Here is a 14432-nt window from a genome sequence, read left to right as displayed (position 1 = left end):
CTACCTCCCATACACATCTGGTTAAAATGTATACGGGAGGTTGACCTTTTCACTATGAATTTTCTTCAACTCTGCACTTGAATATCCTTACTCTCGATCACTAGCAATTATTCTACATACAATGTCACAAATTTTGCATGGCCTATCTTTTCAAGAGTGACTACATTCTTTTCCACAAGAAGTGCTTCTTTTGTAGCTTCTTTTAAATCGACTGTTTCTACTACGTTCACTGGATGGTTAAATGTGATCGTCGCGTGTCCAACTTCATCTAAAAGCCCATTGTATAGACGCAAAATATAACCTGGACGAGCTTCGGCTTTTTTCAATACACTTAGGGTCAAATTGCCATTGATCTCAAAAAGACTATAGTTTGCCGGTAAGGTTGGTTCAACCGGCCCTAAAGTAAAAATCAATCGGGAATTCAGGAATTCTGCGGATTGATAAAGCGTGATCGGTGTTACTGCTTGTTTGGCATGTTGTGCAACATTTGCTTGATCAAATCCTTGAGCAAAGTAAGCAACAGAGAAATCAAAATGCATCGTTTTGTGGCACTGCGCAGCTGGTGTCGCAATCACTGATTCTCCTGAAGCACGCCCTGGTCGATACAGTAGATTCTCTTTCCCCATGAAGCCATAGGTTCGGAAAATCGTTAAGCGAATCGTATCAAACGCTTCCCCCACGATCTCATATTCACGTACCCCCTGAGGCATGACTGCTACGCCATGGGACGCATCAAATAAACCGACAAAAGATTGACAAGTTTCTATAGCGATCGGCTTCTCATTCCATTGCTCTTTATTAGCTTCCCAAAGAGCCATTTCTTTTTCAAAAACAACCGGACGCTGCAACGTGCCAAACTGTTGGTCAGCCAGCGAAAATTTTGAGACAATTCCGGTATCAAATAGCACACATACCCGATGGCTATCCACTTGTTGGTTTTCAACCGTTAATTTGAAATCTATTTGTTGCGATTGTTTTTTTAACACAATCGTCAATTGGATCGGCAGTGAAGCCGAGACCTTCTTTTCTGCACGTTCAGCTAAATCCTTCGGAACCCTCAGCGTGAATGCCACATCAATCTTTTGGTAGATTGCTGATTGCTGAATCGAGATCGTTGGTTGCGCATCAATTGATGAAATCACAAAATCTTTCACAGGTGGTGAATAATTGAATGAATCACCATCGTCGCCATTTTCTTCAATGATCCCTTGATTTTGATAAAGCACCTGATTGGTTTTATCTAGAATATCCAACGAGCCATTGCTATTGACAGTGATCTGATAGTACTCATTTTCGATCGTATTGGTTGTAATCTCCTGCAATGGTGCGCTTGTATCACCTTTTAAATCAATTGTCAGCTGGGTATACCCCATACTCGGCACGTCAGTCGTTTCTATGGCAATCTTTGCTTTATAGACTTTCTCCGGCAAATAGATCTCCTTGACTGGATCTAATATGTTCCCCTGATTCAACACATACTCCGTTTGGTCGGTAAGCTCTAAAATCGTATAAGGTAACGCCTGACCTGACTGGTCAAGGATCGCAAATTCTTTTTGCGGCAAATAGACCTCTGCTTCGATCACCCCATTACGTTTTGTGTCATAGGTATTGAAAAGCGTAAAAGTAATTTCTTTTGCTTGTGGGTTGTTGATTGCAGTAGAAATCTGTCGTAACGTCAATTCGACAAGATTCATAGAAATATCTCGCGCTTGCTTATAGCGCATATAGATATCTTCGTTGGTCGTATCAGAAACACAAGAACCAATCGAATCATGCGCCGCATTTTCAAACATTAACTTCCAAATCTCTATGACTGTTTCTACGGGGTACTCAAATCCTAATTGCATAGCCATGGTTAAGATAGGCTCCATGACATTGACTAAGTAATGTTGGATCTGAGTGTTCATCGCCTTCAAATCAGGGCGTGAAGAAAAAATCGTTTTGTGAATTCGCATCAATTTGCCGTTGATCAGTTCACCAGCGATTTCTTCCAACTCAGGATGGCGTGCTTTGACCGCAGCAATGTATTTTTCGATCGTTGAAAATTGTAACTCATACTCATCCTGATACAGTTGATTCATTCGATCAACCAATTCTGGAAGATTTTCTCTAACTGGTGCTTGGTCGAAACCATTTGGAAAATACACTTGATCCGTTGCACTGCGTCCCCAAGTCGTTTTAAACGGTTCTTGATGTAAGAACTCTGCTAATTCTGCTTCTCGTTCAGGAATGGCACCGCCAATGTAGTACCCACTTGGGATCTGGTAAACATTGACCACAGAACCATCTTCTCCACGCCATTTGTACTCTGTGTGTTTAACATCGTCATCACTTACACCGCGCCAAAACATCGTGTCAGTGATACCAAACTCACGATAGATTTGTGGCATACTAGCTGCTTGTCCGAAAGAATCTGGCACATAGCCGACATTCATGTAGGTTCCGAATGCTTCACAAATTTTCATGCCATATAACATATTTCGAACAATGCTTTCTCCCGAGATCACTAATTGATCGGTTTGTGTGTACCATGGGCCAATGATCAATTTTCCTTGTTGGACAAGTTGTTGAATCCTTTCTTTGTCCTGTGGGCGCCATTTCAAGTAATCATCTAACAGAGAAGCCTGTCCATCTAAAATGAAACTTTCATAAGGATCATCCTTTTCTAGTTGTTCAATGACGTTTTTTAGATCGTGCATCAAATAGATTTTCGAGCGACTCGTCGTAAAATACCATTCGCGATCCCAATGACTGTGGGGTACGACATGTACTGTTTTTTTCATTCAATCATTCCTCTCCCGTGATTAAAAAAGGCACGTAACGATGGGTGTCGTTCGTGCCTATTAATTTTTCTCAATTTTTTTACCATCTGGTACGCATCATTTGATCCTTACATAAATGCTTCGAATTTTGAAAATCGTTTCTCTTCAAATACTCTTGTTTTCTTCCCCAAGTCTTGTCCTTGTCAAATACCTTAAAGCGTTCTTGAAAAATCACCTGCTCGTGCCTTTTCTTTTGCTACTATTTAGCTAATCAGCCTTGTTGCTTAATTTTCAAAGCTCACTTCAATATCATCGAGGGCAATATCTTCTGTTTGTTCTTCTTGCTTATTGAAATTCACGAATAAAGGCGCAACAAAACCGATGAAGGCTGCTCCTGCAAATAGTCCAATCAAATACGCCCAACCGTTTCCAACAGTGAAGAAGCCGTAGATTCCCCCAACTGGTGGCATTTTGTCATACATTCCTAATGCGATCCCCAAACCAGAAGCAATTGCACCTCCCAACATGTTGATCGGCACAAGCCGTAATGGATTGACTAATGTAAAAGGAATTGCTCCTTCTGTGATTCCGATGAACCCCATAATAAAGTTATTACGCCCAGCATCCAGTAGCTCTTTGTTGAATCGATTTTTGTGGAACAAAGTTGCTAAGGCATATCCAAATGGTACCGCACAAATCGCAACGTTCACGATGATGGCTGGTAAATAGACTCCTTCCGCTAGTAACACATTTCCTGCCATCCAAGCAGCTTTGTTTACAGGTCCCCCTAAGTCAGAGCCAATCATTGCCCCCATGATGACTGCCAGTAAAATTTTGTTAACGTCATTTTCAATCATGGTTCGGATCCATTCAACCAAACTAGTATTGATCCACGCCAATGGCTCAGAGAGTAAGGCGCCCATGACGATTGCTACAGACAATGTAGCAATCAAGGGTAAAATTACCAGCGGCATCACCCCAGCAAACGACTCCGGTAATTTGATATGTTCTTTCGCCCACTTCACTAAGTATCCTGCTAAGAACCCAGCAATAACTGCCCCTAAAAACCCAGCATTGGTGCTAGAAGCGACTGCACCACCGATAAAGCCGGCACCTAGCGCAGCCTTATCTCCAACAGAATACGCGATAAAACCAGCCAAGACAGTATTGATCAAGCCGATTCCTGTCCACCCTACTTGTTCAATCAAATAAAGCGCATGTTTAAAGCCTTCCGTGTCAGCATAAGGATCTAAGCTTGTGATCCCCATACCAAGAGCAATCATTTTCGGAATGGCAACAACCAGTGAAGCACCAATAATCAATGGCAGTACAAAACTAATTCCACTCATCAAGTGGCCTTTTAAATCTGCTAGAACTCTTTTCATCATCCTTGCCTCTTTCCTTTAGTTTGCGTTTCTTTGTTCAACAGCAGCTACACATTTCTTCAGCACCGCTTCCGGTGCTTTGATACACGTATTGATATTTACTCGAATTTGTGGTTTTCCTTCAAACCGTTCCATCCCAACAACTTTTTGGTCAGTCGCTAAAAGCAAGAAATCTGCTTCTTTTGCTTCGGCTGCAGTGATCTCATTGACTTGCCCTAATGAGCCTTGCTGTTCGATCTTGACCTCATAGCCAAGTTTCGCACCAGCTTTTTCTAAAGCTTTTGCCGCCATCGGTGTATGTGCCAATCCAGCTGGACAGGCGGAAATTCCTACTATTTTCATACAATTTTCTCTCCCATCATTTCCTTTTTGATCAATTCTGCTAAATAAGCTTTGTCTTCTGATTGTTGAATCTGCTGGATGAATGTCTCTTCAAGCAATGCGGTTGCTAGGCGACTCAACATTTGCAGATGCACCGTTCCTTCATCTTTTTTAGGAACCATCAAAGCAAACACATTTTTGACTGCCGAATCATCGAAGGTTTCCCATTCGATGGCTTGCTCTAAACGAATAAACAAAACGGTCGGTTCCAAAACCGGTTCAGCTTTTGCATGTGGAATAGCAAAGCCTTCTTGTAAGCCGGTTGAATATTGTGCTTCCCGTTCAATGAATGCCGCACATGTATCTGCTGCATTGGTAACGATCCCTGATTCATAGGCATGATGCGCAATTACGTGAAACAGTTCTTCTTTTGATGTAACAGCCACATTCAAGAGAATATTTTTTTCCTGAAAATCCATCTCATCTGCTCCTTTCCTTTATTATGAAACCATTAGCGTAATTCGTGTGGTTTATTTTCTGTACACGTTTAATTTACGGTTTCTAATTCACGATGTAAACACAACAAATTTCCAATTCAAGTGGCAATCATTAGTAAAGCGTTTTCCAAAATGATTGCCAACTCTTCTGGAAATTTTCGGTACTGGTGAAGCATTTCATTCTTATTCTTTCTATTGTATGATGAGAAAGAGCACGGAGGTGAAACAAGTGTCAAAACTTGCTTATCAACGATTAGATGAACTAATGGAAGTATTAACTAGACAAACGGCGCCGCTACCAATGAAGGAGTTAACGAAAAGCTTCTCGATTTCTGAGCGAACGGTTCGGACCGACATAGCAAATTTGAATGATTTGTTAACAAATGTGGGTGCCTCCATCAAGTTGATTCGAGGGCAAGGCTATTTGTTGTCTATTGGTTCAAAAGAACGATTTCATGACTGGTGGACTGAAAGTATGTCGACTACCGAGTCCTTTCTAACTACGAGTGAAGAACGACAAGCCTATCTACTTTTCCTTTTATTTAAGAATGAAAACCCTTTATCCTTAGATGATTTTCTTGATCGATTATTTATTAGTAAAAACACCTTTTACTCATACTTAAAAACGGCTCGAGACAATTTAGCGACCTATCAATTAAAAATAGTAAATCGTCCAAATATTGGCTTTGAAATCTTGGGTAACGAATTCGCCAAACGACTAGCAATCAGTGATCTGTTGATTGAAAAAGATCTCCAAGAGTATTTGGTGGGCTTTACGGAAATGGAACTTGAGTTGTTTGATACGATTGATCTGACCCGCTTGCAAGAATTGTCATTAAATCATCTGGCGCCCTTAGACTTGTTAGACTCTGACTACTATCATAAAAACATTCTTTCTCATTTTGCTTTAGCAATCAGTCGCTTTATAGCTGGCCATCAGATCAACGAATTTCCCTTGCACGTGCCCGCGCTCAAAGAAGACGCCCAGAAAGTTGTTGGTCACTTCTTAGAAGAAATCGATCATGCATTTGATATACAATTGACTGCTGGAGAAAAACAATACTTCATTTACTATCTTGCGATGAATGCACCACGTTTAGTTGAAACAGGCGATGCAAGCGATTCTTCCACGAAAACTGCGAAAGCCATTGTGGAAGAATTATTAACTGCGATCAAACAGACGTCAAACTATGCGTTAGAGACAGACAAGATGTTAATAGAAGATTTGACATCTCATATTGAGGGCTTTATCAACATGAATCTAATGGATGCACGCCGTAGCAATCCATTGCTGGCAACGATCAGAAAATCTTTTCCACAGGCTTATGATTTATGTTTGACTCATTTAGAAACGGTAAGCCTGAAACACGGTTTTTATTTTTCTCCTGATGAGATCGGCTATATTGCTTTGCACATCGCAGGTGCTATGGAAAGGAGTTCTATCAGAAATCATCATAAACATCGCGTCATCCTTGTTTGCGGAACTGGTCGAGCCATGAGTCGTATTATTGAAGCAAAAATTATCAAACACTATCAAGAAACGATCGAAGTCGTTGATCGCTTTTCTTACGTCGAGCTACAACAATGTGATCTTTCTTCGATTGATTTTGTGATCACAACCGTTCCATTAGAACAGTTCTCGGTTCCTTCTATTTATATCAACATGGCCAAGCTAGATAAAGAAATTGACAAAATCGAACCGTTTATTGAAACGCTCAGCGAAACAAAAGACGGCATCTATTCATTGTTTCATAAAGCATTTTTCTTCATGAAAATCATGTAGATAAAGAAACCTTACTAAAAAAAATGGCGCAGCAATTGTACCAAAAAGATTTTGTGCCCCAAGATTTTTATGACAGTGTGAAAAAACGAGAAGCAATTAATCAGACCAATATTAACGAGTGGCTTGCTATCCCCCACCCCATGACATTGATGGCAAAACGCTCAGCCGTTTCAGTGGCGATCATTCCTGATGGCGTTGATTGGGGAAATGGTGATTTGGTTAAATTCGTCTTTCTCTTTGCGATTCAAAAAGACGAATATGAAGATACCGAAGAAATCTATAGTCTTTTATTAGAGTTGATGGATCGTGAAGATATTCAACAAGCAATTTTGCAAAAAAGTGACTATCACCACTTTTTGAGCTGTATAAAGCAATTATAAAAGGAGCTGGGGAATCCAGCTCCTTTTGTTGATTCTAACTTAGGCGAGATACAAACAAACTATACTTATTGAATAGTGGTTTCTAAACTCAGAATGAATAGATCTATGTTAAAAATCAAGTAGGTTCTATCTAGAGTACTCTTTTTAACTTACTATATTCATCAATTGTTACTGCCAGCCAATCACACTAAGTTCTGGCCACTTCGAACACCATTTTTCAATCTTTTTTTCATAAACTTCCCGGGAAATCATCGCTTTGTTTGGTCTTACTATCCCAGAAAAGAGGTCATACATGCCATAAGGGGCAAAAATCTGGAGCTTGCTTTCCTGATCGACAAAAACACCGATCGAAGTTGCAGTACTGGGCCAAGTACTGATCGCTTCTTCAGTAGAGGTATATGCGGGAATAGAAAACCCGAATTCTTCTTCATACCATAGATGCACCCTCGCCTCATTCTTTACATCCAGCGCATATTGATTTTGTTTAGTAGTTTCCACTATTTGTTCTAGCACCATTCGTTCTTTCTCTTGACTCAAATCTGTGTCAAAATAAACGATATCCACATCACTTATTCCGTAACCGATGGGCTTAGAGAAAAGATGATTCCATACAGACTGCGTGACACTTCCTCCGCCGACATAAAGGTTTGGAATACCTAAAGCCGAGACATCTTTAATGATATTGTAAAGAGCAGTATCTTTTTTCAAAATATTAATCAATACCGTTTCTTGAATAGCTAGACTCTTATTCTGATACATTGTTCTTCTCCTTTTCTAAGGATTATTTTTAAATAATCTTCAAAATAACTGTGAGATTCTATACCATCTAAATAAAATGCAAATGTATATTTAACTAGACTCTGACAAAACTTTTTTTACTTATAGATATTGTATCATTTTATTCAAAGTAATTGCTTTCAATAGAAAAAATGGCAACTATCAACTAAAAATCAAAAGAGCGATACTTACCAACAATTTCCACTTATTTGACAATCCCTCCCTTTTCAGCTAAGATTTTCTTATTGTCACATTAATTGAATATCCAAACCACCACCGGGTGTAGAAGTGTTTGGTAAACTCATTAGGTCCTTGAAGAGTTTACTGGATGCTTATTTTTTTTGAGGAGGAAAAAGTATATGACATGGATGTATTTATTTTTAGGCGGTTTTTTTGAAGTGGTATGGGCTTCGACTATGAAGCTAAGTAATGGATTTACCCACTTTTGATATAGTGTCTCTACACTACTCGGAATGATTTTCAGCTTTGGCTTCCTGGCTTTAGCGGTAAAAAACTTACCATTAAGTATTGCTTACCCCGTTTGGACAGGGATCGGCGCAGTTGGTTCGATCATTGTCGGCGTCGTGTTCTTCAAAGACCAGCTATCCCTTCTGACTTGGGTGTTTGTTGCTTTATTAATAGTCGGGATTTTGGGCATCAAGTTTACCAGCGGACATTGATGATATCTAAAAAACAGCCGTCAGTTCATTTCTGGCGGCTATTTTATGGCAATTCATTCAGTTTCAGTATAAATATAGTTAGCTTAAGTATAACTAAACTTTACTTTTGTATAACTATGGTTTACAATGATTTTGGGAGGTGATCGTTTGAAAGAAGATTTTGGCGACTCTATTGCTAATAAAGTATATGAATATCGGGTGTTAGCTAGGCTTACTCAACAAGAACTTGCGGACAAAGTAGGTGTTTCAAAACAAACGATTTTTGTCATGGAAAAAGGCAACTATACGCCAACGCTTTTATTAGCCTATCGTCTAGCGAACGTTTTTCAAGTGGACATCACAGATTTATTTACTTATACAGAAGGAGAGAGGAAATATGGTCATTAAATCACTTTCAGATATTCCCAGCGCATTATTTTACCGTCTGAAAACTTGGGCAGAATATTCTAATGCCAACTGGAACCTATTGCTAGGTATCGGTATGCTTTTACTGATTTTTGGCATTGCTTTGGTTTATGTTTACACTAAAAAAATTGGCAAAGAAGATGAACATTCGCAAAAAATTTATTACATCTCCACCATTGCGATGCTGCTAACGATCGTCTTTTTAGACATTCTCTTTCCAAAAGATTACATGTGGAATCAGTTTTTCCTTTACAAGTATGCTCTGGCTTTTATAGTGAGTGGGCTGAGTTTGGTTTATCAGTATAGAAAACAATTTTTATAAAAAACAAACTCGGTCCCTTTAAGATGGGAACCGAGTTTTTTTTCTGTGATCAGTACCTGTTCATAGATCACTCACTTTTTATTCGCAGAAGTAAAGCAGAAAAACTGCAAACAATCGTAACATTCGAAAATTGTTTGCAGTTTCCTACCTCTAATTTAGTATAAGCAACACTCGATCAAAGCTTCTTCAAGCGTTTCTTCGATCCTTCTTACTCACTCTTTCTTTTTGAGCGTTTCATAAAGAGACCTAATAGTGATGCGACAACCAATGCCACTCCTCCATACAAACCGTACGGCGTTGCTTGTTCCCCAGTTTTCGGAAGAATTTTTTCACTAGTTGCTGTTTTTGTTGTTTCTGGTACTTTAGTCGTTGGTTCCTTATCAGTAGACGATGTCGTAACTTCTGGATTTGTCTGATCATTTGGTGTGTTGCTTGGCTCTTTTGATGGGTCTGTCGGTTCGGTTGGATTTTTTATATACGTCACAGTCAGTTCCCTATCTTCATCTTCCACAGTCAATCCTGTTTGTTCTTTGACCGTCGTAACATCTGCCGTGTAGCCATCAATATTCTTGCTTTTCACCGCATCAAAGGTCGTATCATCATCTTTAGCTTGCCATTCTCCAAAAGTTTTGTCACCTGTTGCTTCATTGGTAATGACAGTTCGTGTAAAAGTAACACTGTCCGTTTTGTCTGGTGCGGCTTTCTTACCATCTTCATACATATAATGGATCGTTTGTTTGACTTCTTTGGTTTCCGTAGATTCGATCATGTTTGGCGAATAAGTGACAGTCACTTCGCGATCTTCTGATTCTGCAGTCAACTCAACGACTTTATCAACCGTTTTTTGGTCTGCATTGTATTTGTCAATTTCTGGACTTGACACTTCATCAAACGTTGTATCATCATCTTTGGCTTGCCATTCACCAAAAGTTTTGTCACCTGTTGCTTCATTCGTTGTCACTGTCCGTGTAAAAGTAACAGTGTCCGTTTTGTCTGGTGCGGCTTCTTTGCCGCCTTCGTAGATATAATGAATCGTTTGCTTGACCTCTTTGGTTTCTGTTGACTCAGTTATATTTGGTGAGTAAGTAACGGTCAATTCTCGGTCTTGGGTGTCGGCTGTCAAAACTGTGACTTCATCTATGCTTGTTTTGTCTGCGTGATAGTTCTTGATTTCAGGACTTTTCACTTCATCAAACGACGTGTCATCATCTTTAGCTTGCCATTCTCCAAAAGTTTTGTCACCTGTTGCTTCATTGGTAATGACAGTTCGTGTAAAAGTAACACTGTCCGTTTTGTCTGTTGCGGCTTTCTTACCATCTTCATACATATAATGGATCGTTTGCTTGACCTCTTTGGTTTCCGTAGATTCGATCATGTTTGGCGAATAAGTGATAGTCACTTCGCGATCTTTGTCCTCTGCTGTCAAACCTGTGACTTCCTCAATGCTTGTTTTGTCTGCGTGATAGTTCTTGATTTCAGGACTTTTCACACCATCAAACGTCGTGTCATCATCTTTGGCTTGCCATTGACCAAAAGTTTTGTCACCTGTTGCTTCATTCGTTGTAACTGTCCGTGTAAAAGTAACAGTGTCCGTTTTGTCTGGCGCGGCTTCTTTACTATCTTCATACACATAATGGATCGTTTGCTTGACCACTTTGGTTTCTGTTGACTCAGTCATATTTGGCGAGTAAGTAACGGTCAATTCTCGGTCTTGGGTGTCGGCTGTCAAACCTGTGACTTCGTCAATGCTTGTTTTATCTGCGTGATAGTTCTTGATTTCAGGGCTTTGCACTTCATCAAACGTCGTGTCATCATCTTTGGCTTGCCATTGACCATAGGTATTTTTTCCTGTTGCTTCATTCGTTGTGACTGTGCGTGTGAACGTGACCGTGTCTACTTTGTCTGGGGCGGCTTCTTTGCCGTCTTCATAAACATAATGGATCGTTTGCTTGACCTCTTTAGTTTCTGTTGACTCAGTCATATTTGGCGAGTAAGTAACGGTCAATTCTCGGTCTTGGGTGTCGGCTGTCAAACCTGTAACTTCGTCAATGCTTGTTTTGTCTGCGTGATAATTCTTGATTTCAGGACTTTGTACTTCATCAAACGTTGTATCATCATCTTTGGCTTGCCATTCACCAAAAGTTTTGTCACCTGTTGCTTCATTCATTGTGACTGTGCGTGTAAAGGTGACCGTGTCTAGTTTATCTGGTGCGGCTTGTTTACCGTCCTCATAAACATAACGGATCGTTTGTTTGACTTCTTTGGTTTCTGTTGACTCAGTCATATTTGGTGAGTAAGTAACAGTTGATTCACGATCCTTGTCCTCTGCTGTCAAACCTGTGACTTTATCAATGCTTGTTTTGTCTGCGTGATAGTTCTTGATTTCAGGACTTTCCACTTCGTCAAACGTTGTGTCATCATCTTTAGCTTGCCATTCACCAAAAGTTTTGTCACCGGTTGCTTCATTCATTGTGACAGTTCGTGTAAAAGTAATAGTGTCCGTTTTGTCTGGTGCGGCTTGTTTACTATCTTCATACACATAATGGATCGTTTGCTTGACCTCTTTAGTTTCTGTTGACTCAGTCATATTTGGCGAGTAAGTAACAGTTACTTCGGAGTCTTTGGTGTTAGCTGTCAAACCTGTAACTTCATCTATGCTTGTTTTGTCTGCATGGTAGTTCTTGATTTCGGGACTTTTCATTTCATCAAACGTCGTGTCATCATCTTTAGCTTGCCATTGACCAAAAGTTTTGTCACCTGTTGCTTCATTCGTTGTAACTGTCCGTGTAAAGGTGACCGTGTCTAGTTTGTCTGGGGCGGCTTCTTTGCCGTCTTCATAAACATAATGGATCGTTTGTTTGACTTCTTTGGTTTCCGTAGATTCGATCATGTTTGGCGAATAAGTGACAGTTACTTTAAGATCTTCTGATTCTGCAGTCAAACCTGTGACTTTATCAACCGTTTTTTGGTCTGCATTGTATTTGTCAATTTCAGGACTTTGTACTTCATCAAACGTCGTATCATCATCTTTAGCTTGCCATTGACCAAAAGTTTTGTCACCTGTTGCTTCATTCGTTGTCACTGTTCGTGTAAAGGTGACTGTGTCTACATTGTCTGGGGCTGCTTCTTTGCCATCTTCATACACATAATGGATCATTCGCTTGACTTCTTTGGTTTCCGTAGATTCGACCATCTTTGGCGAGTACATGACAAATTCTTCAATATCTTCTGAATCGGCCTTTACGTCCATGACTTCATCGATAAATTCCCTATCTGTAAAGTAGTTGGCTATCTCTGGACTCTTGACTAAGTCAAAGGTTGTATCATCATCTCTTGCTTGCCATTCACCGAATGTTTCTTCGCCAGTGGCTAGATTCGTTGTCACTTCTCGAGTAAATTCAACTGTATCTACGTGATCTGGAGCAGCTTCCGTACCGTCTTCATGCAAATAGTGAATGATTCGTGCGACAATTTTACTTTCTTCCTTGGTTTCTATCAAGGGACTATAGATATACGTGACCGTTTGCGGAACTTTGCTAAAGACAACCTTCTCATCCCCATGGACTTCCTTCAATGTATAGTTAGGAATATCTTCAGGAACAACTTCAACTGTATCGCCAATATTTCCGCCAGTCAGTACATTAGGCGGCAATAATTCCTTACCATCTTCATCTAAGTAATTGACTGTGACTGGTGCTCCTTCAATAAACCAAGGCTGCCATACATAGGTATCAGCCATCGTCGCGCCATCATAGGTCAACACTAGTTCCTCTGACTTCAATATGTGTTCACCATATGGCGCATCTACGATACCTGTCCCTACATTTTGCCAGTAACCGGTATAATAACTTGAATGGAATCCGTACATCCCACTTGGGTCAACCAAGTTCACCGGATAGGAATTGCCTGGCCAATTGTTCCACCCAACAAAACTGAATTTTGGTCCTAATTTTAATTCTCTTAGATAGCGTACATTTGCTAAAAACTGGTTCATCCCGGCACCTAAAGAATTTATGACACCGGTGCTATCAAAATTCGATAAATCTAATGTAGATCCGCTATAGCCATAAAACATACTATTCATCGTGGTTGCTTGACTCGTATCAAGATAAGTCAGTCCCACAATCTCATTCAATTGAGAGGGCACGGTGCCGTAGTGGGAGTAACTCTCAAACAACCCTGCTACATCTGCTGGCAAAATGACTGGCGCTGTGAGAACAACTTTTTTTATGACCATATTTTTAAGTTCTTCCGTTAAAGGAATCACTTGATCCACCGCAGTTGTCAATGTACCTGCTCCTACAGTCAAAACCCCTTCAATATCTAATGTTGCTGGCGCAGTCCCCCACATACCCGTCCACAATATATTTTCTGCTAGCGCAGATTTTACTTCCTGACTCTCATCAGCCGCCATACTGCTTTCTGTGTCTTCTTCTGTACTGGCGTTTTCTGCAGACTGTTCTGTTCGCTGATCAGGTTCCGTTTCTTCTACTTGAGTTGTCTCGACTGTTTCTTGTTCAACTGCTTTTTCTTTGCTCCCCGTTTCAGAAGTGGTCGTTTCCTCCGTTACTGCTGGTTCGGAAACTTGCTGTTCAGAAAGATTCTCACTCGTACTCAGTGTTGCTTCCTCTATCTCTGAAGTGCTGATTGTTTCGGCCGCAGCAGGGATGCTAACAACTGCTTGTGTGACAATTGGGCTTCCCAAAATAAACACTGACGAACTAACAAGAAGACGCGACAATAGTTCTTGCTTCGCTGATTTTTTCATTACTGTTCCCTCTTTCAATTTAAGTGAATAAGCGCAGCGATACTCTCCCCAATGCAAAAAAGCTGCCCGTTGACAACTACTTCTTACTTCTATGTAATACGTTCGTTGTTCTCATTCCTTATGTCCTGCATTATTACATGGTTCTCGGATCAGGACACGACAATAAACGGCTTGAAAAATACAAAAAAAGTCCTATTTTATAAAAAGAAAATAAAGGAATATGAAGGGGGCGATCGCTAAAAGTGTATACAAAATACAATAAATAACACGTTATTGTCAGACTACACTCTATTTTTAACTCTTTCTTCTCAATAACTTACCACACTGATGGGAGTTCTGTGATTCTAAAAAA

At 40.1% G+C, this 14432-nt stretch carries 8 protein-coding genes and 2 pseudogenes; 4 read left to right on the top strand and 6 right to left on the bottom strand.

Annotation, left to right across the window (positions count from 1 at the left end; all coding sequences use genetic code 11):
• Positions 1–107 precede the first annotated feature (107 nt).
• The 4 genes from mngB to IGI76_RS03425 form a co-directional block, all read right to left on the bottom strand.
• Entirely contained in the window at positions 108–2783 is a 2676-nt protein-coding gene (gene mngB, locus IGI76_RS03440) for a mannosylglycerate hydrolase (protein WP_333718987.1), read from the bottom strand.
• Between the two features lie 263 nt (positions 2784–3046).
• Positions 3047–4147, bottom strand: coding sequence for a PTS fructose transporter subunit IIC (locus IGI76_RS03435; RefSeq protein WP_015509121.1), 1101 nt, complete (start codon positions 4145–4147; stop codon positions 3047–3049).
• An 18-nt stretch (positions 4148–4165) separates the two neighbouring features.
• Positions 4166–4489, bottom strand: coding sequence for a PTS fructose transporter subunit IIB (locus IGI76_RS03430; protein WP_005237427.1), 324 nt, complete (start codon positions 4487–4489; stop codon positions 4166–4168).
• Positions 4486–4947 (bottom strand): PTS sugar transporter subunit IIA, encoded by a 462-nt coding sequence (locus IGI76_RS03425; RefSeq protein WP_086294620.1) that lies wholly within the window; start codon positions 4945–4947, stop codon positions 4486–4488. Before IGI76_RS03425 ends, IGI76_RS03430 begins: the two co-directional genes overlap by 4 nt.
• 247 nt (positions 4948–5194) lie before the next feature.
• On the opposite strand from IGI76_RS03425, the pseudogene IGI76_RS03420 reads away from it, so the two are divergent.
• Positions 5195–7128 (top strand): annotated as a pseudogene (locus IGI76_RS03420) (BglG family transcription antiterminator).
• Between the two features lie 168 nt (positions 7129–7296).
• Here the strand turns inward: IGI76_RS03420 and IGI76_RS03415 are convergent.
• The gene (locus IGI76_RS03415) at positions 7297–7887 is read right to left on the bottom strand and encodes a nucleotidyltransferase family protein (RefSeq protein WP_201705799.1); all 591 of its coding nucleotides are present in this window, start codon (positions 7885–7887) and stop codon (positions 7297–7299) included.
• A gap of 377 nt (positions 7888–8264) precedes the next feature.
• Between IGI76_RS03415 and IGI76_RS03410 the strand changes: the two are divergent.
• From IGI76_RS03410 to IGI76_RS03400, 3 genes and pseudogenes are all read left to right on the top strand, one after another.
• Positions 8265–8585: pseudogene (locus IGI76_RS03410) on the top strand (DMT family transporter).
• Positions 8586–8732: 147 nt separating this feature from the next.
• Entirely contained in the window at positions 8733–8972 is a 240-nt protein-coding gene (locus IGI76_RS03405; RefSeq protein WP_015509117.1) for a helix-turn-helix transcriptional regulator, read from the top strand.
• Entirely contained in the window at positions 8962–9312 is a 351-nt protein-coding gene (locus tag IGI76_RS03400; protein ID WP_015509116.1) for a hypothetical protein, read from the top strand. The genes IGI76_RS03405 and IGI76_RS03400 overlap by 11 nt, the downstream gene beginning before the upstream one ends.
• A gap of 208 nt (positions 9313–9520) precedes the next feature.
• On the opposite strand, the gene IGI76_RS03395 is transcribed toward IGI76_RS03400, so the two are convergent.
• Positions 9521–14080: a mucin-binding protein gene (locus tag IGI76_RS03395; protein WP_438781047.1), complete on the bottom strand. Its 4560-nt coding sequence runs from the start codon at positions 14078–14080 to the stop codon at positions 9521–9523.
• Positions 14081–14432 lie beyond the last annotated feature (352 nt).

It is taken from the genome of Enterococcus sp. DIV2449a (assembly GCF_051711225.1).
Lineage (GTDB): Bacteria > Bacillota > Bacilli > Lactobacillales > Enterococcaceae > Enterococcus_D > Enterococcus_D casseliflavus.
The sequence above is the reverse complement of the archived record's forward strand: the minus strand, read 5'-3'. Positions and strand labels throughout refer to the sequence as shown.